This is a genomic window from Salaquimonas pukyongi (genome assembly GCF_001953055.1).
GTDB classification, from domain to species: domain Bacteria; phylum Pseudomonadota; class Alphaproteobacteria; order Rhizobiales; family Rhizobiaceae; genus Salaquimonas; species Salaquimonas pukyongi.
Genome location: NZ_CP019044.1, coordinates 1,361,566 through 1,381,132, shown reverse-complemented (window position 1 = coordinate 1,381,132; position 19,567 = coordinate 1,361,566). Strand labels below are relative to the sequence as shown.

Annotated in this window: 17 protein-coding genes; 12 read left to right on the top strand and 5 right to left on the bottom strand. The window is 59.7% G+C overall.

The window, feature by feature from the left end; translation table 11 throughout:
* Nucleotides 1-151: 151 nt before the first annotated feature.
* From topA to rpmG, 7 genes are all read left to right on the top strand, one after another.
* The gene (topA, locus tag BVL55_RS06680; RefSeq protein ID WP_075997972.1) at nucleotides 152-2,707 is read left to right on the top strand and encodes a type I DNA topoisomerase; all 2,556 of its coding nucleotides are present in this window, start codon (nucleotides 152-154) and stop codon (nucleotides 2,705-2,707) included.
* Nucleotides 2,704-5,022, top strand: a complete 2,319-nt coding sequence (gene rnr, locus BVL55_RS06675) for a ribonuclease R (RefSeq protein WP_075996240.1) — start codon at nucleotides 2,704-2,706, stop codon at nucleotides 5,020-5,022. Before topA ends, rnr begins: the two co-directional genes overlap by 4 nt.
* A gap of 11 nt (nucleotides 5,023-5,033) precedes the next feature.
* Nucleotides 5,034-5,450 carry a DUF983 domain-containing protein gene (locus tag BVL55_RS06670; protein ID WP_075996239.1) on the top strand — a complete coding sequence of 139 codons (417 nt, stop codon included), beginning with the start codon at nucleotides 5,034-5,036 and terminating at the stop codon, nucleotides 5,448-5,450.
* Entirely contained in the window at nucleotides 5,440-5,841 is a 402-nt protein-coding gene (locus tag BVL55_RS16240) for an NUDIX hydrolase (protein WP_083649410.1), read from the top strand. The genes BVL55_RS06670 and BVL55_RS16240 overlap by 11 nt, the downstream gene beginning before the upstream one ends.
* Nucleotides 5,808-6,230: an NUDIX domain-containing protein gene (locus BVL55_RS16235; RefSeq protein WP_162841464.1), complete on the top strand. Its 423-nt coding sequence runs from the start codon at nucleotides 5,808-5,810 to the stop codon at nucleotides 6,228-6,230. Before BVL55_RS16240 ends, BVL55_RS16235 begins: the two co-directional genes overlap by 34 nt.
* A 108-nt stretch (nucleotides 6,231-6,338) precedes the next feature.
* Complete coding sequence (locus tag BVL55_RS06660) at nucleotides 6,339-7,553, top strand: MFS transporter (RefSeq protein WP_075996238.1); 1,215 nt, start codon at nucleotides 6,339-6,341, stop codon at nucleotides 7,551-7,553.
* 232 nt (nucleotides 7,554-7,785) lie between these two features.
* Entirely contained in the window at nucleotides 7,786-7,953 is a 168-nt protein-coding gene (gene rpmG, locus BVL55_RS06655) for a 50S ribosomal protein L33 (RefSeq protein WP_075996237.1), read from the top strand.
* Between the two features lie 702 nt (nucleotides 7,954-8,655).
* On the opposite strand, the gene BVL55_RS06645 is transcribed toward rpmG, so the two are convergent.
* Together BVL55_RS06645 and BVL55_RS06640 are read right to left on the bottom strand one after the other, a co-directional pair.
* Nucleotides 8,656-10,032 (bottom strand): PleD family two-component system response regulator, encoded by a 1,377-nt coding sequence (locus BVL55_RS06645; RefSeq protein ID WP_075996235.1) that lies wholly within the window; start codon nucleotides 10,030-10,032, stop codon nucleotides 8,656-8,658.
* Between the two features lie 42 nt (nucleotides 10,033-10,074).
* Nucleotides 10,075-10,446, bottom strand: a complete 372-nt coding sequence (locus BVL55_RS06640) for a response regulator (protein WP_075996234.1) — start codon at nucleotides 10,444-10,446, stop codon at nucleotides 10,075-10,077.
* Nucleotides 10,447-10,650: 204 nt separating this feature from the next.
* Here BVL55_RS06640 and BVL55_RS06635 point away from each other — a divergent pair, with 204 nt between their 5' ends.
* Nucleotides 10,651-10,932: a DUF3572 domain-containing protein gene (locus BVL55_RS06635; protein WP_075996233.1), complete on the top strand. Its 282-nt coding sequence runs from the start codon at nucleotides 10,651-10,653 to the stop codon at nucleotides 10,930-10,932.
* 42 nt (nucleotides 10,933-10,974) lie between these two features.
* On the top strand, nucleotides 10,975-12,357 hold the full coding sequence (locus BVL55_RS06630) for a DNA polymerase IV (RefSeq protein ID WP_075996232.1): 1,383 nt from the start codon (nucleotides 10,975-10,977) through the stop codon (nucleotides 12,355-12,357).
* Between the two features lie 318 nt (nucleotides 12,358-12,675).
* Here BVL55_RS06630 and BVL55_RS06625 read toward each other — a convergent pair whose 3' ends face one another.
* Entirely contained in the window at nucleotides 12,676-13,446 is a 771-nt protein-coding gene (locus tag BVL55_RS06625; protein WP_162841463.1) for an EipB family protein, read from the bottom strand.
* Between the two features lie 280 nt (nucleotides 13,447-13,726).
* Here BVL55_RS06625 and BVL55_RS06620 point away from each other — a divergent pair, with 280 nt between their 5' ends.
* From BVL55_RS06620 to BVL55_RS06610, 3 genes are all read left to right on the top strand, one after another.
* Nucleotides 13,727-14,476 (top strand): glycerophosphodiester phosphodiesterase family protein, encoded by a 750-nt coding sequence (locus BVL55_RS06620; RefSeq protein WP_075997971.1) that lies wholly within the window; start codon nucleotides 13,727-13,729, stop codon nucleotides 14,474-14,476.
* 20 nt (nucleotides 14,477-14,496) lie between these two features.
* Nucleotides 14,497-15,687 carry a GNAT family N-acetyltransferase gene (locus tag BVL55_RS06615; protein WP_075996230.1) on the top strand — a complete coding sequence of 397 codons (1,191 nt, stop codon included), beginning with the start codon at nucleotides 14,497-14,499 and terminating at the stop codon, nucleotides 15,685-15,687.
* A gap of 145 nt (nucleotides 15,688-15,832) precedes the next feature.
* A complete protein-coding gene (locus tag BVL55_RS06610) occupies nucleotides 15,833-16,264 on the top strand; it encodes an HIT family protein (protein WP_075996229.1) in 432 nt (143 codons plus the stop codon).
* A 95-nt stretch (nucleotides 16,265-16,359) separates the two neighbouring features.
* Here BVL55_RS06610 and BVL55_RS06605 read toward each other — a convergent pair whose 3' ends face one another.
* Nucleotides 16,360-16,803, bottom strand: coding sequence for a hypothetical protein (locus BVL55_RS06605; protein ID WP_075996228.1), 444 nt, complete (start codon nucleotides 16,801-16,803; stop codon nucleotides 16,360-16,362).
* A 222-nt stretch (nucleotides 16,804-17,025) separates the two neighbouring features.
* Nucleotides 17,026-19,464 (bottom strand): ATP-dependent Clp protease ATP-binding subunit ClpA, encoded by a 2,439-nt coding sequence (gene clpA / locus BVL55_RS06600; protein WP_075996227.1) that lies wholly within the window; start codon nucleotides 19,462-19,464, stop codon nucleotides 17,026-17,028.
* Between the last annotated feature and the right edge of the window lie 103 nt (nucleotides 19,465-19,567).

Here is a 19,567-nt window from a genome sequence, read left to right as displayed (position 1 = left end):
ATTTGCCGGTCAGCAGACAGGAAATATACCTGCCGCCCTTGACGGATCGCCTTTGTGCCGCCAAGTCAACGGCCCGGTCGGGGCAGTGCTGCGGCCAAAAAAAAATGCGGCCAACCGCATATCCACCACCGTCAACAAGCTGAAGTGTCCTATGGGCCAGAGTGTCGTAATCGTCGAATCGCCCGCCAAGGCGAAAACCATCAACAAGTATCTGGGCAAGGACTACACCGTCCTGGCCTCCTATGGTCATGTGCGCGACCTGCCGCCCAAGGAAGGTTCGGTCCTGCCGGACGAGGACTTTTCCATGTCTTGGGCGGTCGATTCGAAATCGAAGAGCCGGCTCAACGATATTGCCAAGGCGGTGAAAACCGCCGACCGTCTGATCCTCGCCACCGACCCCGACCGGGAAGGCGAAGCGATTTCATGGCATGTGCTTCAGGTGCTCAGCGAGAAAAACCTGCTCAAGGACAAGGACGTCCAGCGGGTCGTGTTCAACGCTATTACCAAGCAGTCGGTTCTCGACGCGATGGCCCATCCGCGCGAAATCGACGGCGACCTTGTGGATGCCTATCTGGCGCGCCGGGCACTGGATTACCTGGTGGGCTTTTCGCTTTCACCCGTTTTGTGGCGCAAGCTGCCGGGCGCACGCTCGGCCGGCCGGGTGCAATCGGTCGCGCTGCGGCTCATTTGCGACCGGGAGGCAGAGATCGAGGCCTTCAAGCCGCAGGAATACTGGTCGATCACGGCCATGCTGAAGAACGGTGCCGGAGCTGCCTTCGAAGCGCGCATTGCCGAGTTCGACGGCCAGAAGCTCCAGCGCCTCGACATCACCACGCAGGAGCAGGCCGAAACGATCAAGGCCCTGCTTGAAGCTGCCGATCTTTCGGTTTCAAGGGTCGAATCAAAACCCACCAAACGCAATCCCTATGCACCGTTTACCACCTCTACCCTGCAGCAGGATGCCAGCCGCCGCCTCGGCTTTTCGGCAAGCCGAACCATGCAGGTCGCCCAGAAACTCTATGAGGGCATCGACATTGGCGGCGAAACGGTGGGGCTGATCACCTATATGCGTACCGACGGCGTGCAGATTGCACCGGAAGCCGTCCCCCAGGTGCGCTCGCAGATCGAGGCACAGTTTGGCGCCCGCTACGTGCCGGAAAAGCCGCGGCATTATTCGACCAAGGCCAAGAACGCCCAGGAAGCGCACGAGGCGATCCGGCCCACCGATGTGAGCCGCACGCCAAAGGACATGAAGAGCTATCTGAGCGAAGAACAGATGAAGCTCTATGAGCTTGTCTGGCGGCGCACCGTGGCTTCGCAAATGGCCTCCGCCGAGATCGAGCGAACCAGCGTCGACATCACCGCGGCAAGCGGCGGCAAGAAGGCCGTCCTGCGGGCAACCGGCTCGGTTGTGCGCTTCGACGGTTTCCTCGCAGCCTATGAAACGCAACCCTCCGGTGAGGATGAGGAAGACGCAAAGCGCCTGCCGGCGCTCGCCGAGGGCGAAGCAGTGTTGCGCGAGGCAATCGAGGCAAAGCAGCATTTCACCGAACCGCCGCCGCGCTATTCGGAAGCCTCGCTCATCCGCAAGATGGAGGAATTGGGGATCGGGCGCCCGTCGACCTATACCTCCGTGCTTTCAACCCTTCAAAACCGCGATTACGTGACGTTGGAGAAGCGCCGTTTCACGCCTGCGTCCAAGGGGCGCGTGGTCACCAGCTTCCTTGAGAGCTTCTTCAAGCGCTATGTGGAGTATGATTTCACCGCCGATCTGGAGGAAAAACTCGACAAGATCTCTGCCGGAGAACTTGCCTGGAAGGATCTGCTGCACGATTTCTGGAAACAGTTTTCCGCCAGCATCGAGGACATCAAGGATCTGCGCGTTTCGCAGGTTCTCGACATGCTCAACGAGGAACTGGCCTATCTTGCCTTCCCGCCGAAAGAAGACGGCTCCAATCCGCGCGCCTGTCCCAAATGCGGCGAAGGCCAGTTGTCCTTGAAGGTCGGCCGGTTCGGCGCCTTTATCGGCTGCTCGAACTATCCTGAGTGCAATTTCACCCGCCAGCTGGGCGCGGGAGAAGACGCCGATGCAGAAGACAGCGGCCCGAAAGTTCTGGGCCGCGATCCGCAAACCGACGAGGAAATCACCGTGCGTACGGGCCGTTTTGGACCTTATGTACAGCGCGGTGAAGGCAAGGAAGCCGTTCGCGGCTCCATCCCGAAGGGCTGGAACCCGGCTGAAATCGACTATGAACGCGCCATGCAGTTGCTGTCCCTGCCGCAGGAAGTGGGAAAACATCCCGAGACCGGCAAGATGATCAGCGCCGGCATTGGCCGCTACGGCCCGTTCGTGCTGCATGAGGGCGTTTACGCCAATCTCGACAGTCCCGAAGAAGTCTTTACCGTCGGGCTTAACCGGGCGGTGGACCTGATTGCCGAAAAGGCAGCCAAGGGCGGGCGCCGCGGGGCGGCAAAGTCGCTCAAGGACCTGGGAGAACATCCCGAGCTTGGCGGCATGATCGCCGTCAAGGACGGGCGCTATGGCCCTTATGTCAATCATGGCAAGGTCAATGCCACCCTGCCGAAAGACAAGGACCCCCAATCGGTGACGCTGGAAGAAGCGGTGGCGCTGATTGCCGCCAAGGCCGGCGCAAAAGGCAAGGCCAAGACCAGGAAGAAGGCCACCGCCAGGGCCGGCAAGGGCTGAGCGTGACACGCCGAACCCCACGCCCGGCAAAAGAGCGAAAGCGCAAGGAGCGCGGCATTCCGAGCCGCGAGGCGATCCTCGATTATGTTGCGGAAAATCCCGACATGGCGGGCAAGCGCGAGATCGCCCGCGCCTTCGGAATCAAGGGCTCGGCAAAAATCGACCTCAAGGCTTTGCTCAAGGAAATGACCGAGGAAGGCCTGCTGGAGCGGCGCGGCAAACGGCTTTCGCGCCCTGGCGACCTTCCGCGGGTAACCGTGCTGGATATTACCGCCCGCGACCGCGAAGGCGGTTTGCTGGCAACGCCCGCCAGTTTTGATGGCGAAAGCGGCAAGGCCCCGGTCGTACACATGCGCCGGCAGAAATCCGGCGAGACGGCGGCAGGCATCGGCTCGCGGGTTCTTGCCCGCATCGAGCGCGGCGATGGCAGCTATCATGGCCGTATCATCAAGGTGCTGGAAAAGCAGCGCCGGGCTGCGCTCGGCATTTTGCGCATTGGCGAAAACGAGGCGCGTATCGAGCCGATTTCCCGCAAGCAGGATGAAATGATCATTCCCGCCGACGCGCTGGGGGAAGCAAAGGACGGCGATCTGGTGGAAGTGGAGCCGCTGCGCTCAACCAGCCGGTACGGGCTCAAGCGCGGCAAGGTGCGCCAGGTGGTGGGTTCGGCCATCACCGAGCAGGCTGCCTCGATGATCGCCATTCATGCCAACGAAATACCGCACATTTTTCCCGATGCCGTCATGGCCGAGGCGAACGCCGCCAAACCCTTGACGCTGAAAGGCAAAAACAGTGCCGCTGAAACTCATGAAGACTGGCGCGATGTGGCGCTGATCACCATCGATCCGGCCGATGCCAAGGATCATGACGATGCCATTCATGCCATGGCCGACCCGGAGAACGAAGGCGGGCACATCATCACCGTCGCCATTGCCGATGTGAGCTATTATGTGCGGCCGGGCAGCGCCATGGACCGGGAAGCGGAAAAGCGCGGCAACTCGGTGTATTTTCCCGACCGCGTGGTGCCGATGCTGCCCGAGCGCATTTCCAACGATCTGTGCTCGCTGCGCGAAAAGGAGGACCGCCCTTCCCTTGCCGTGCGCATGTGGTTCGACAGCGAGGGCCGCAAGGTGCGCCACAGCTTTCATCGCATCGTGATGCGAAGCCATGCCAAACTGGCCTATGTGGAAGCCCAGGCAGCGATCGACGGTGCCCCGAACGACACATGCCGTGCCTTGCTTGAACCGGTTCTGAAACCGTTGTGGGAAGGCTATGAGTGCCTCAAGCGCGGCCGCAACGCGCGCAGCCCGCTGGAACTTGACCTGCCGGAGCGCAAAATCCTGCTCAAGGAGGATGGAACGGTCGACCGGGTGATCGTTCCCGACCGTCTGGATGCGCACAAGCTGGTCGAGGAATTCATGATCCAGGCCAATGTGGCCGCCGCCGAAACGCTGGAGGCCAAGCGCCAGGCGCTCATCTACCGCATTCACGACAGCCCCTCCCTCGACAAGCTGGAAACCCTGCGGGAATTCCTGAAGGGCCTTAATCTGAGCCTGTCACGCTCCGGCAATCTGAGGGCCGAGCACTTCAACGGCATTCTGGCTGCCGTTGAAGGCAGTGAAAACGAGGAACTGGTCAATCAGGTGGTGCTGCGCTCCCAGTCGCAGGCCGAATACAGCCCGGACAATATCGGCCATTTCGGCCTGAACCTGCGCAAATATGCCCACTTTACCTCGCCGATCCGCCGCTATGCCGACCTGATCGTTCATCGGGCGCTGGTCAAGGCCCTTGGCCTTGGACCCGGCGGCATTACGCCGGAAGAGGAAAAGAACCTCGATGCGGTTGCCGCCGATATCTCGATGACGGAGCGGCGCGCCATGGTGGCCGAACGCGAGACGAAGGACCGGCTGATTGCCGGCTTTTTGTCCGAACGCGTAGGCGAGCGCTTCAACGGCCGCATCAACGGGGTCACCAAGGCCGGATTGTTCGTGACCCTCAACGATACCGGGGCAGACGGGTTTATTCCGATTTCGAAAATTTCGGACGAATATTATGTTTACGATGCTGCGACCCAATCGCTCATTGGCGAACACAGCGCGCTGTCCTATCAGATCGGAATGGATGTGGAAGTCCGCCTTGCGGAAGCTGTCCCTGCGGCCGGCTCGTTGCGCTTTGACATGCTGAGCGAGGGAAAACCGGTTGACGGGCTGCCGCGCTCGCGCCGCACGGGCCAGAACCGGCGCGGCCGGGGGTTCCGTCCGGGGACGGGCCAGTCCAAATCGAGGAAGCATCGCGGCAGAAAAGGCCGCAAATAAGGGAAGAAGACATGCAATCGTTCAGCGAAACCGCCGTCTATGGCACTGAGGGAGATGATCCTGAGCGCTCACTCCTGCAGGCAGCCCGCCGCGGCTTTGCAAAGACCTGCCCGGCTTGCGGCAAGGGAGCGCTCTTCAACGGCTTTTTGAAGGTGCGGCCCAACTGTGAGCGCTGCGGCGAGGAACTCCACCACCACCGCGCCGACGATCTGCCGGCCTATCTCAACATCTTGGTTGTCGGCCATGTGGTGCTCGGCGCCATGATGGTGCTGATGACGTGGGAGTTTTTCGGCATGTGGACGACCATGTTCATCACCATGGCCGTTTCGGTCATCGCCGCCGGGGTATTGATGCAGCCGCTTAAGGGCATGGTGGTCGGCACCCAGTGGGCGCTCAGAATGCACGGTTTCGGCGGGCATGACGACTGAGGCCGACAACAAGGTTTTTGAGGAAATCGCCCGCATCGAAACGATGATCAATTCCGAACCGATGCAGCGCATGCGCCGCAAGGTGCGGGCGGGCGGGCCGCGTGTCATACCGAAAAATGCGGCGACCATCATCCTGCTGCGCGGGGAACCGGGCCGCGAAGAACTGGTGATGGGCCGGCGCAACCGCAATCTGAAATTCATGCCCGGCGCCATGGTGTTCCCCGGCGGCAGGGTCGACCGCGGCGACTGGCGCGTTCCCGCCGCCGATCCCTTGCAGCCGCACGTGCGGGCAAAACTGCTTGAAAACCTGCGCGGCAGACCGGGGATGCCAGTGCCCATGCGCTGGGGATTGCCGCCTTGCGGGAGCTCCTTGAAGAGACCGGCCATCTGATCGGCCGCAAGGCCGCCACCCTGCCCCGCCATCCCGACTGGCAGGCCTACCGGCAAAAAGGCCTTGCCCCCAGCCTGGACAGGCTGCGGCTGCTGGCGCGTGCCATTACCCCGCCGGGCATGCACCGTCGCTTCGACACATGGTTCTTCGTGACGCGGCTGGACGAGCGCCATGTACAGCCTGATGGCGGCTTTGCCCCCTCCGGCGAACTTGAGGAACTCAAATGGCTGACGCCGGAAGCGGCCATGGCCGAGGATACGCGGGAAATCACACGGGTAATCCTGGTTGAACTGATCAACCGGTTGAAGGAAGACCCGCGGCTTGATCCGGCCTGGCCGGCGCCGTGCTACACAACGCAGCACGACCGCTTCAAGCGGAAAATGATGTAAGGCCGGCGTTCTTCCCCCGCCCGCCAGAAGCAAACATCGATCCAGATCGCTGTAACCTGTTCAAGAATCCGGATTGCTCCGCAGAATCTTCCGGGCTACGGATTATCGATGTCCGATAGTCATATCCACAGCTCCGGTGCGGTAACCGACAGCAGAACCGATTTTGCCGGCGCCTTTGCCTCCATCGCCGCCATATCGGCGATCGGCAGCGCCATCGGGCTGTCCTTCCCCCTGCTCAGCCTCATCCTGGAACAGCGGGGCTATTCGGCCTCCGTCATTGGTGCCAATGCGGCAACGGCCGGAGTTGCCTCCATGGCGGCGGTCTGGCTGGTCAACCCGCTGGTCGACCGGCTCGGTGTAGTCAGAACCCTGATTGCCAGCGCGCTGGTGGCCGCTGTCAGCCTCATCCTGTTTTATCTGTTCGATTCGCTGGCGGCGTGGTTTGTCCTCAGGATCACCTTCAACGGCGCGCTGACGCTTTCCTTCGTACTGTCGGAGTTCTGGATCAATTCGGCAGCTTCCGAGCGCCAGCGGGGCATGATGCTCGGGCTCTATGCCACCGTTCTGAGCCTGGGTTTCGGCATTGGACCGGGGATACTGGCCCTGGTCGGCTCGGCGGGCCCCTGGCCGTTTGCCATCGGCACGGTGATCATTCTTCTTTCCTGCCTGCCGATCCTGTATGCCCGCAAAAAGGAACCGGTTCTCGACGGCTCGCTGGGCTCGTCCGGCGGCTTCCTGAAATTCGTTCTGATTGTGCCGCTTGCAACGGGTGCAGTTGCAATCTTCGGCGCGGTCGAGCAGTCCATCCTTTCGCTTGTGCCGGTCTATGGCCAGCGGCTGGGTTACAGCGAGGCAGGGGCGGCGCTTTTCCTGATGATGATTGCAGCGGGCAATGTCGCCTTGCAGATCCCCCTTGGCATCGCCAGCGACAAGGTGCGCGACCGGCGCATCATCCTGTATCTGTGCGGGATAATCGGCGTTGTTGGCGCGCTCATGCTTCCCGTGGCGCTCAGCAGCGGCGCACCGGCATTTCTGCCGCCGCTTGTCCTGTTTGTGTGGGGCGGAGTGATATCCGGCATGTATACGGTGGGGCTTGCCCATCTGGGATCAAGACTCAAGGGCGGCGACCTGGCGCAGGCCAATGCCGCCTTCGTTTTCTGCTATACGCTCGGCATGATCGCCGGCCCGCAGCTTTCGGGCATCGCCATGGAAGCAGCCCCGCCGCACGGCTTTGCCTGGGCCATGGCTGCCTTCTTCGGCCTCTATCTGGCCCTGTGTGTGCAGCGGGCAATACGGCGGCGCAGCCTGTCCGATGGAAAATAGCGTAACAGTGCCGCCACAGGCATGACTTTCACTTGACTTTCAACGGCCAATGAGTAGGTTGCGCGCCGACCAGAGGGGCACAACAGCGATTGCGCCCCTCGATTTATTGGATTGCGGCTAGCCGCGCTTTCTTATGGTGCTGATACAGGCGCCCGGAACACCGGTTCCACGGCAAAAGCGCGTTTCGCCAAACTCCCCGATTTCGACACGTTAACCGGGCTGGAACAGCACCATGGCAAAAGCAACCACCATCAAGATCAAGCTTGAGAGCACGGCCGATACCGGCTTTTACTACGTGACCAAGAAGAACAGCCGCACCATGACCGAAAAAATGGTCAAGCGGAAATATGATCCCGTCGCCAAGAAGCACGTGGATTTCAAGGAAACCAAGATCAAATAGGTTTCCTGCTGCCAGAACATATTGCTTGAGGCCCTGGCATTTCGCCGGGGCTTTTTTGTTTTTCACGCTGCGATGCAGGCGGCTGTACAATGCCCGGCAAGGGAGCCCGGCAAAGGGGGCCCGGCAAAAGGGGGCCCGGCAAAGGGGGCCCGGCAAAGGGGGCCCGGCAAAGGGGCCCGGCAAGGGGGGCCCGGCAAGGCGTACAGCAAAGGGCTCAGCAAAAGGCGCAGTGCGGAAAGCTTGAAATTCTTGGGGAAGAAAGGGTCGGCCGGTCAGCCGGATATGGTACGAGGAGGCCAATAGTCCGGTGACCGACCGACAACCCCACGGACCCAGGAGATGCGGCGGACCTGAGCACTCCGTAGGGAAACTGTTCATATGTCGGGGCTTGCGCGGCTTCTTCTTCAAGCCGGTTTTGTGCAACCGCCCCTTCGGCGCATTTCATTTCCAGGACAGCAAAACCTGCCAATGCCCTGTAGATGGGGAAATATAGAAACAATCTGTCAGGAAAATCAACGATTTCGTAACCATACTCGAAACAGTCGTTCAAGATGGTTAGAGATCAACCTTAACGCGGCACGCCGATTTTCCGCTGAAAACCGGTAATTGCGGCGTCAAAACCCAAGTATTTGCCGGGTTTTTCAGCTTGTGGACAAGGGCGAAATCACCCCGGCCAGTTGCATGAGCCAGGCCAAGGCGGCTTCATGCAGCCTCGTAGACCACCATGTTGCGCCCGCCGCGCTTTGCCTGATAAAGCCCGTTGTCAGCGCGTTTGAGCAGGCTTTCGGGCGTGTCGTCCGGCGCTTCAAGCGATGCAACGCCCAGGCTGACGGTGACGGCCAGCTGCTTGCCGCCCTGGTCCACCACAAAGGGATGCATGGAAATCTCGTTGCGGATCCGCTCGGCGACGATACGGGCCGTCTTGATGTCGGTTTCCGGCATCGCAACGACAAACTCCTCGCCGCCGAAGCGGCAGGCAAGATCGATGTTGCGCACGTTCTTCTTGATGCGGCGGGCAAACTCGGCAATGACCTCGTCGCCCACGTCGTGGCCGTGATTGTCGTTGACCTGCTTGAAATGGTCGATGTCGCAGATGATCAGCGAAAGGGGCGAGTTGCGCTCCTGGGCCTTCTCGATCATGCCCGGAAGATGGCTGTCGAGATAACGGCGGTTGTTGAGGCCGGTAAGGGAATCGGTCACCGCCATTTCGATGGTCTGCTGCACCGAATCGCGCAAAAGCAGGTTGAAGCGCTTGCGGCGCACCTGGGTGCGGACGCGGGCAAGGATTTCATTGCGGTCGACCGGCCGGCGGACATAATCGTTGATGCCCATGTCGAGGGCCTGGATGACCTTCTGTTCCTGATCGATCTCGCTGACAATCAGCAGCGGCAGCATGCGCGTTTTCTCCAGCGACTTGAGCTGGGCGCAAAGACGCAATGCGTCCATGTCTGCCAGGGAAAGGGAGATGATGGCGGCATCAAAATCATTGTCGGCAGCCTTCAGCAGCGCCTCCCGGGGATCGGACACCAGGGTGATGCGGTTTTCGGCCGACAGGTATTTGACGATGCGCTCATACGATGAAGGCTTGTCGTCGACGACGAGGATTTTCGCCTTCTCCGATTCTGCGTTGCGCAGGGATTGCGCCATCAGTTCCTGAACACTGATTTCCTGCCCGGTGGTTGCTCTCAGGCGAAGTTCGTCGGTCAGCATCTTGAGCCGCACCAGGCTCTTTACCCGCGTTACCAGGGCAAGGTCGTTGACCGGTTTTGTAAGAAAATCGTCGGCGCCCGCGTTGAGCCCCTGAACCCGGTCCTCGACCTGGTCGAGCGCTGTCACCATGACAACGGGAAGATGCATGGTGCGCGGATCGGCTTTCAGCCGGCGGCAGACCTCGAAACCGTCCATTTCCGGCATCATGACGTCGAGCAGCACCACGTCGCATTCGCCGTTGGCGCAGATTTCCAGCGCATCGCGTCCGTTATAGGCGGTCAGCACCTGAAAATACTCCGCCATGAGGCGGGCTTCCAAGAGCCTTACATTGGCCTCGATATCGTCAACAACCAGAATTCTGCCTGACATGCGATGGGATCTCTATCGTGCAATGCGTGTAAACGTTGGGAACTAGTCCCGGTTCAAATATGTCTCAATGGTTTCAAGGAAGGTGTTCACCGAGATCGGCTTGGAGATGTAAGCCTCGCAACCGCCCTGGCGTATCCGCTCCTCGTCCCCCTTCATGGCAAAGGCCGTCACTGCAATGACCGGAATGGCATGCAGTTCATTTTCCTCTTTCAGCCATTTGGTGACTTCCAGCCCGGAGACTTCCGGCAGCTGAATGTCCATCAAGATCAGGTCAGGCTTGTGCTTGCGCGCCAGATCCAGCGCTTCCATGCCGTTTCTGGTCTGGATCGTGCTGTACCCCTTGGCCTCCAGCAGATCGTTGAAAAGCTTCATGTTGAGTTCGTTGTCCTCAACAATCATCACGGTTTTCGTCATGCCAAATCCGCTTGCAGTGTTTCAGTCCCCGTAGACCGGCCAATCCGGGTGAGCCCGGCTTTGATCATCGTGCCATTGATCCCGGCAAGGCTAAAGCAATAGTATTGACGAAATGGAAACAAACGTCACCTGCGGCCACGGGATTGAGCCCCACAATGCAGGCTGTTCAGGGTTTCTGTCATTGTCATCAGGAAATACACGCTAATGACCGAGGAAGAAGCCCGAGACATTGCCGTTTCCGGCCTGACCTATATCGCGGAGGACCCGGAGCAACTCAGCCGTTTTCTGGCGCTGACCGGGGTTGATCCCGGCGGCATTCGCACGGCCGTCAGGGAACCGGCCTTTCTTGCCGGAGTTCTCGACTTTTTTCTCGGCTTTGAGCCGGCGCTGCTGAAATTCTCGGAAGCCAGCGAAATAAGGCCCGAACGGGTGGCCAAGGCGCGGCAAATCCTGGGAGGGCCGACCGAACCTTGGCAGAGCACATGACATCATGCCGCATTCCGGCAGATCGCGACTGAGGCACTGGCGGTGACAAAGCAAAAGCCATCGAATACGCGCGAGCCTGCAGTTCCTCAAGAAAGCGCCGCCGCGCCGCCGGCAAAGGGCGGCAACGGATTTTGCCGGGACTGCCTTGCGCCGCTTGCGCAGGCTGCATCTTCCGCGTCTTCCGCGCCGGCGTCCCGGTGCAAGAGCTGCGGCAGCCCGCGGCTGGTCATGCATCCCGAGCTTTCCCGCCTGCATGTTGCCCATATCGATTGCGATGCGTTCTACGCCTCGGTGGAAAAACGCGACAATCCGGAACTGGCCCCCCTGCCCGTCATCGTTGGCGGGGGCACGCGCGGCGTTGTTTCGACCTGCTGCTATGTGGCGCGCATCCGCGGCGTGCATTCGGCGATGCCGATGTTCAAGGCGCTGGCGGCCTGTCCCGATGCGGTGGTGATCAAGCCGGACATGGCCAAATATGTGGCCGTCGGGCGGCAGATACGGGAGATGATGCGCGAACTAACGCCAATGGTCGAACCGCTTTCCATCGATGAAGCGTTTTTGGACCTTTCAGGCACCGAAAAGCTGCACAAGGCGACCCCTGCCCTGACGCTGGCACGCTTTGCAAGGCGCGTGGAAGAAGAACTCAACCTGACCGTCAGTGTTGGGCTTTCCTATTGCAAGTTTCTGGCGAAAGTGGCCTCCGACCTTGAAAAGCCGAAGGGTTTTTCGGTCATCGGTGAAGCGGAAGCCTATGACTTTCTGCGCAAACAGCCGGTCTCGCTGTTTTGGGGCGTGGGCAGGCAAACACAGAAAATGCTGGCATCCGACGGCATTACCGGCATTGCCGCCGTTCAGGACATGGAAGAAACCGAACTGGTGCGCCGCTATGGCTCCATCGGCCAGCGCATGGCGCGGCTTGCCCATGGGCGGGATGTGCGAACCGTCTCGACCAGCATGGCCACAAAGAGCATCAGTTCGGAAACCACGTTCAATACCGACATTTCAGACGCTGGCGAACTCATGCGGATAGCAAGGCGGCTTTCGGAAAAGGTCTCGGCCCGGCTGAAGGACAAGCATCTGGCCGGTCAGACCGTGGTGCTGAAACTGAAGACAGCCGACTTTAAAACCCGAACCCGCAACCGCTCGCTGCCCGACCCGACACAGCTTGCCGACCGGATTTTTCGCATTGCTGCCAGCCTGCTGGAAAAAGAGGCGGACGGCACCCGTTTCCGCTTGCTGGGGATCGGCGTTTCGACGCTGATGAGCGATGAGACCGCCGACCCCGAAGATCTCGTGGACAGGGATGCAGCGCAACGGGCGAAGGCCGAACATGCGATGGATCATATCCGCCGCAAGTTCGGCGACAAGGCGGTGGAGCTGGGGCTTACCTTCAAGGAAGGACGCAAACCGCCTGCAGGGCGCTAGAGCGTGTCCTGGTTAGCTGGAAGCAGTTTGAATGGATGGATTTTTCGTGCCTGGCAAGGAGAAGACCGCTGCAGGATGTTTATCCATCCTGCGAGGATTTCGACGAAGCCAGCGCAAAAGACACCACAGGTGATGCAATATCATGTTGAATGCCTTTTGTTTTCTGCAATCGCCTGAACCTGGTTCCCGGGCCTTCGGGCTGCGTTGCAAAACGCTGACAGTGCCTGCACTGCTGCGCTTTTTGCGCCTTGCCGAAGACCAAACTCCCGGCGCTCAAACGATTCCATCCAACCAAGGCACGCTCTGGGATGTTCCAGGTCAGTTCCGGATGGTGCAATCGCTGTCGTCGAGGAATTCCAGGGAAACGAGCGAGCCGCGCAGGGAATAGTCGGGATAGCGCATGACGAGCTTGCGCGATATGCCGCCCTCATAAAGCAGGAAGGAAACCTCATAAACCGGTGTCGGCTCGGTGGAATCGGTTCTTTCCTTCTTGAAATAGCCGATGGTAACCGGCCAGGCGGGGTCTTCGGCGAGTTCCTCGACTGCTTCTGCCTTTTCACCGGGCAGCAGTTCGTCATAGGTTTTCGCCTCACCGACGATGTTGGTTGTCTTCAACACCTCGTCGGCATCGTCGCCACCGTCGAAAACGTCAAGACTGAAGAACCGGCGCCCTTCCCTGGCGCCCTCGATCACCTTGACCAGATGGCTGGAAATGAAGTTGGCCGCCTCCAGTTCCAATTCGCGCTCCTGTGGCGATGACAGGCTCACATCCATGGTGTCGCGGCGGTTGACGGCAACACCCTTTACGGTGCGGTCAAGCCTGTCATTGACGAAGGACTTGGTCAGAAAGGAGTATTCATTTCCATCCGGCGTTTCGTGGGAAGCGGTGTGCTGATCGGTCGTGAAGATATCGCCGTTTGCATTGACGCGGGAAACAAAGCGGTAACTGACTGAAATTCCGTCGCATTCATCCCCCTTCATCTCGTAGACGATCCGCCCGCTCATCGAATTGATGCCGGAGCGTTCGCTCGCCTGCTCAAGTTCGATCTCATAGACGGCACGATGGGGCTTGAGGATCTCAAATCCCACGGCAGCAGCCGGTGCGGGAGCGAATATTGCGGTCAGCGCAAAACTTGCTGCCGCAATGCAGGTAACTGGATTACTTCCTTGCATGGGTTTTTTCTTCATCAACTCCGGCCACATGGCCCGCTCCCCGTTTATTGAGCCTGCAGGATGTGGCAAAATTGGGTTGCATACAACGGCTTTCTCCGACAATCCTGAAACAAGGCTAATTCTGGTAAACGCAGCAATTTGCAGCCGGTTGCATTTTGCACTTGCAGGAGTCGATCCCATACCTGGTAATGCGTCCGTGACCGCGAAGACCCAAAAAGCACCCTGCCCGACAGACTGGATCAGGCAGCGTCCGATCGCCCATCGCGGACTGCATGATGTTTCAAACGGCGTTTTCGAGAACACCCTTTCAGCTGCTGCGGCGGCAATCGACCATGGCTACGGGATCGAAGTTGATCTGCATCCGTCAGCCGATGGTGTGCCGATGGTCTTTCACGACAACATCCTTGACCGGCTGACCGACGAAAGCGGCAAGTTCCTGGACCGCACGGCCGATGAACTGGGTGCCATTACCATTGGCGGCTCGAAGGACCGCGTGCCCACGCTCCGGCAATTGCTTGATCTGACCGCCGGCAGAAGCGGACTGGTGCTGGAGCTCAAGGGCATTGCGGGTGAGGATGACGGCTTTGTGGCCGCTGTACTGGCGCAGCTTGAAGCCTATGACGGACCTGTGGCCATCATGTCATTCAACCACTGGCTTCTTGAGGACGCACGCAAGCTCGGCACGCAAATTCCGGTCGGTCTGACGGCAGAGGGCGGCGACAAGCTCCATGAGACCCACCACCAGGCCCTGGCGGCCTACGATCCCGATTTCCTGTCCTATGGCATCGACGATTTGCCGAACCGGTTTGTGCACGAATTCCGGCAAACCGGCAGGCCGGTGATCACCTGGACCGTGCGTTCGCCCGAAGCTGCCGCAAAAAGCGCGCTTTATGCTGATCAGATCACCTTTGAAGGATTCTTTCCGCCTCTGCCGCAGGGGGACTGATACCCCATTGATTGGAGCTCATGGATAGCCAAGCCAGTTTCAGCATTCGCATACATGCCTCGATCAACGCGGTGGATGCAGCAACATGGGACCGGCTGGCACAGGTCCCGTCCGGCACCGGCGCCGCAGCCTTCAATCCTTTCGTTTCCCATGCCTTTTTGTCGGCGCTGGAAGACAGCGGCTCGGCGGTGGCCGAAACCGGCTGGCTCGCACAGCATCTGATTTTGGAGAACGACAGCGGCAAGGCGCTGGCCGCCCTGCCATGCTATCTGAAAAACCACAGCCAGGGCGAATATGTCTTCGACCATGGCTGGGCCGATGCGTTCTACCGTGCCGGTGGTGAATACTATCCAAAGCTGCAATGCAGCGTGCCCTTTACCCCTGCAACCGGCCCGCGCTTTCTGACCGGACAAGCGCACAACCGCCAGGCGCTTTCCTATGCCCTCATCAACGGGCTGCAGCAACTGACCCAGCGCCTGGGTGCTTCCTCGGCCCATATCACCTTCATGCCAAAGGCCGAATGGCAGCTTTCACGCGATGCCGGCCTGCTGGCGCGCACCGACCGGCAATTTCACTGGTTCAATCGCGGCTATGAGAATTTCGAGACATTTCTGCAGTCGCTTTCCTCCAGAAAGCGCAAGAACATCCGCAAGGAACGGAAAACCGCACTGTCGGTGCCGGGGCTTGAGATCGAGCACCTTACCGGCAGCAAATTGAGCGAAGCGGCATGGGACGCCTTCTTTGGCTTCTACATGGATACCGGTTCGCGCAAATGGGGCACGCCCTACCTGACCCGCACGTTCTTTTCACATGCCAGCGAACGCATGGCCGACAAAATGTTGCTGGTGATGGCAAAGCGCGATGGCCGGTATGTTGCAGGTGCGCTCAATTTCATCGGCGGCGATTGTCTGTACGGGCGCCATTGGGGATGCGTTGAAGACCACCCCTTCCTGCATTTCGAATTGTGCTATTATCAGGCCATCGAATTTGCCATCGCCCACGGCCTGGCGCGGGTGGAGGCCGGTGCGCAGGGCGAACACAAGCTGGCACGCGGCTATGAGCCGGTTACGACCCATTCGGCCCACCATATCGCCAATGCCGGCCTGCGGCGGGCAGTCGATGAGTATTTGCGATCAGAGCGCCATCACGTGAAGATGGAGCAGGAAATCCTGCGCGATCACCTGCCCTTCCGGCAAAGCGGCGATTCATGATGGCATCCCCTGCCGGGCGGTGCCTGGCGGGCAGTGCCTGGCGGGCAGTGCCTGGCGGGCGGTGCCTGGCGGGCGGTGCTTGAACCAGCCCTCACTTGTGCCCATAGTGTTGCCGGAAAGCGCTGAATTGCCTGGAGGACAGCCCATGCCGGACCCCTATGATGACGAGAACATTTTCGCCAAGATCCTGCGCGGTGAGATGCCAAGCCACAAGGTCTATGAAGACGATGATACGATGGTGATCATGGACATCATGCCGCGTGGCGACGGCCACTGCCTGGTGCTGCCGAAGCGCCCTGCCCGCAATCTGCTTGATGCCGATGATGAAACCGTTGAAGCGGTGGCGCGCACCTCGGCGAAAATGGCCAGAACCGTCGTCAGGGCCTTCGGTGCAGACGGGGTAACGGTTCAGCAGTTCAACGAACCGGCCGGCGGACAGGTCGTCTTTCACCTGCACGTTCATGTCATCCCGCGCTTTGAGGGGGTGAGCCTGAGGCCCCATACCGGCGCGATGGCGGATCAGGAAGCGCTCACCGCCCATGCGGACAAAATCCGCGCCGCGCTGGAAAGCGCGTAACGCTGCCCGCCACACATCATGACCATGGCAGCGGGGTTTCAGCGAGCAAGAACTGGCTTTAAGAAAAGCTCTTAAAATCCTGTTTTAAATTGGTTTCAAGGTTTTGAAGCCCCGTCATCCACGTTGAGAAGTTCAGCTTCCAGGCTGTCCTCAAGCGAAAACTCCTCGCTTGCAGGCGCAGCTTCTGCGGCCTCTTCAACTGCATCGGAGGCAGGATCGGAAGCAGTTTCGGGCGCTGCTTCTGCCTGTGGCTCACCCCCCGAATTAAGGTCGGCCTCCGAGTTAAGGTCAGCATTGGCATCAACCGGATTGTCCCCGCCAGCGCTTTCGGCAGTTTCGCCGCCGGTTGGCGCAGCACCACCTGCTTCGGCTGCAGCGGCGGCCTCTTCAGCCTCGAAGGATTTTTTCAGATCGTCGATCAGCAAGGTGAGTGAGGCAACCAGCTTTGCATCCGGACTGCGCTCAAGTGCTGCGCGGGCTTCTTCAAGCCGCTTTTCCGCCGCATCGCGAATGCTGGCGAGTTGTTCCAACTGTTCCATGACTATAACCCCTTTTGACCGGGCATGGCTTCCCCGGTTTCCGGCCCTGAACCGGCCGCATCTTTCATTTTGTGGTACTTGTTTCGACCGCAAGCTTGTCTAAACGGTTTGTTCTGCTCTGCCAAGAGTTTTGCGGACGGGCCGGAGTCCGTTCGATGACAAACTGTTTCAACTGAAACCCGGCATTGCCGGGTTTCAGTATGTTCAGATGGTGTTTTTGCCTCAGGTCTTGAGCGGAACCTTGGGAACCGAGCCGGATTTGCCCGATTTACCGGTCGATTGGCCACCCTTGCCGGTTGCAGGTTTCGCCTTCGCCTTGGCGGCAGGTTTGCGCGCCGGTTTGCTGCGCTTGGCGGGCTGTTTTTTCGGCTTTACGGGTGCATCCTCCATGGCTTCCAGTTCGATGCGCTCCTTGCCGTCGTCGTCCCGGCCAAGGGAGACCTTCACCGTACCGCCGGTCTTCAATTTGCCGAACAGCACCTCTTCAGCCAGCGGCTTCTTGATGTGCTCCTGGATGACGCGGCCGAGCGGGCGGGCGCCCATCTTCTCGTCATAGCCCTTGATCGCCAGCCAGGCGGTCGCTTCCTTCGTCAGTTCGAAGGTTACCCCGCGCTCTGCAAGCTGGGCTTCAAGCTGCATGATGAACTTCTCGACCACCTTGTGGATGACGGGGGTCGGCAGCGAGCTGAAGGGAATGACAGCATCGAGCCGGTTGCGGAATTCCGGCGGGAACAGGCGGTTGATCGCCTCCTCGTCATCGCCGGTGCGCTTGGTGGAGCCGAAACCGATGGCAGCCTTCTGCATTTCAGAAGCGCCGGCATTGGTGGTCATGATGATGATGGTGTTGCGGAAATCGATCTGCTTGCCGTTGTGATCGGTCAGCTTGCCGTGGTCCATCACCTGCAGAAGGATATTGAAAAGATCGGGATGGGCCTTCTCGATCTCGTCCAGCAGGATGACGCAATGGGGGTGCTGGTCGACGCCGTCGGTCAGCAGCCCGCCCTGGTCAAAGCCAACATAACCGGGAGGTGCGCCGATCAGCCGTGAGACCGTATGGCGTTCCATGTATTCGGACATGTCAAAGCGCAACAGCTCGATGCCCATGGAGCTTGCAAGCTGCTTGGCAACTTCGGTCTTGCCGACCCCTGTCGGGCCCGAGAACAGATAGCAGCCGATCGGCTTTTCCGGCTCGCGCAAGCCTGCCCGCGCCAGCTTGATGGAGGCCGACAGCGCTTCCACAGCCGTATCCTGGCCATAGACCACCCGCTTTAGCTGGTTTTCCAGATTGGCGAGCACCATGGCATCGTCCTTGGATACGGTCTTGGGCGGGATGCGTGCCATGGTGGCGATGGTTTCCTCGATCTCCTTGACACCAATCTGCTTGCGCCGCTTTTTCTCCGGCAGCAGTTTCTGGGACGCGCCGGTCTCGTCGACCACGTCGATCGCCTTGTCGGGCAACTTGCGGTCATGGATGTAGCGGGCCGACAGTTCCACTGCGGCCTTGATCGCATCATTGGTATATCTGATCTTGTGGAAGTCCTCGAAATAGGGCTTCAGCCCCTTCATGATGTCGATGGAATCGGCAATCGTCGGCTCGATCACATCGATCTTCTGGAAACGGCGCACCAGCGCCCGGTCCTTTTCAAAGAACTGGCGGTATTCCTTGTAGGTTGTCGAGCCGATGCAGCGGATTGTGCCGGCAGAAAGCGCGGGCTTCAGCAGGTTGGAAGCATCCATCGCGCCACCGGACGTGGCGCCGGCACCGATGACGGTGTGGATTTCGTCAATGAACATGATCGCGCCGGGGGTATCCTCGACTTCCTTGATCACCTGTTTCAGGCGCTCTTCGAAATCGCCGCGATAACGGGTTCCTGCCAAAAGCGTGCCCATGTCGAGGGAGAAGATCGTGCTCTCGCGCAGCACCTCCGGCACATCATCCTCGACGATGCGCTTGGCCAGGCCCTCGGCGATGGCCGTTTTGCCCACGCCCGGATCGCCGACATATAGCGGGTTGTTCTTCGAGCGGCGGCACAAAACCTGAATCGTGCGGTTGATTTCGGACGTCCGGCCGATCAGCGGATCAATCTTGCCCGAGCGCGCCTTTTCGTTGAGGTTGACGCAATAGGCCGACAGGGCATCGCCTTGCTGCTTGGCTTCATCATCGCCAATGGCGGCGTTTTCGTCTTCCACACCCCGCACGATACGCGGTTCGGAAGCGCCGGGACGCTTGGCAATGCCATGGGAAATGTAGTTGACCGCGTCATAGCGGGTCATTTCCTGCTCCTGCAGGAAGTAGGCGGCGTGGCTTTCGCGCTCGGCAAATATGGCGACCAGCACATTGGCGCCGCTGACTTCCTCGCGGCCGGACGACTGGACGTGGATCACCGCACGCTGGATTACCCGGTGGAAACCGGCGGTGGGCTTGGCGTCCTCATCGAAATCCGTCACCAGATTGGACAATTCGTTGTCGATGTAGTCGGACAACGTGCTGCGCAGGCTTTCGAGGTCCACATTGCAGGCGCGCATGACGGCGACCGCATCCTTGTCCTCGGTCAGGGCCAGCAGGAGATGTTCAAGTGTAGCGTATTCCTGGCTTCGTTCGTTGGCCAGGGTCAGCGCCGTGTGAAGCACTTTTTCAAGGCTTTCGGTAAAAGAAGGCAATGGCTGCTCCGTTCTTCCTCTTCAAGTTCCTTTAATATGGGCATCCTTGTGCCCGCCGCCAATCCCCAGATTGCATGAACCTGTTTGAACCGGCCTGTGTAAT

Coding starts and splice junctions, on each gene's coding strand:
- BVL55_RS06640 (WP_075996234.1), bottom strand. CDS start 10,446: ATGACGAAAACCGTGATGATTGTTGAGGACAACGAACTCAACATGAAG.
- BVL55_RS06660 (WP_075996238.1), top strand. CDS start 6,339: ATGTCCGATAGTCATATCCACAGCTCCGGTGCGGTAACCGACAGCAGA.
- BVL55_RS06670 (WP_075996239.1), top strand. CDS start 5,034: ATGCAATCGTTCAGCGAAACCGCCGTCTATGGCACTGAGGGAGATGAT.
- BVL55_RS06610 (WP_075996229.1), top strand. CDS start 15,833: ATGCCGGACCCCTATGATGACGAGAACATTTTCGCCAAGATCCTGCGC.
- BVL55_RS06635 (WP_075996233.1), top strand. CDS start 10,651: ATGACCGAGGAAGAAGCCCGAGACATTGCCGTTTCCGGCCTGACCTAT.
- BVL55_RS16240 (WP_083649410.1), top strand. CDS start 5,440: ATGACGACTGAGGCCGACAACAAGGTTTTTGAGGAAATCGCCCGCATC.
- BVL55_RS06645 (WP_075996235.1), bottom strand. CDS start 10,032: ATGTCAGGCAGAATTCTGGTTGTTGACGATATCGAGGCCAATGTAAGG.
- BVL55_RS06605 (WP_075996228.1), bottom strand. CDS start 16,803: ATGGAACAGTTGGAACAACTCGCCAGCATTCGCGATGCGGCGGAAAAG.
- topA (WP_075997972.1), top strand. CDS start 152: ATGGGCCAGAGTGTCGTAATCGTCGAATCGCCCGCCAAGGCGAAAACC.
- rpmG (WP_075996237.1), top strand. CDS start 7,786: ATGGCAAAAGCAACCACCATCAAGATCAAGCTTGAGAGCACGGCCGAT.
- BVL55_RS06615 (WP_075996230.1), top strand. CDS start 14,497: ATGGATAGCCAAGCCAGTTTCAGCATTCGCATACATGCCTCGATCAAC.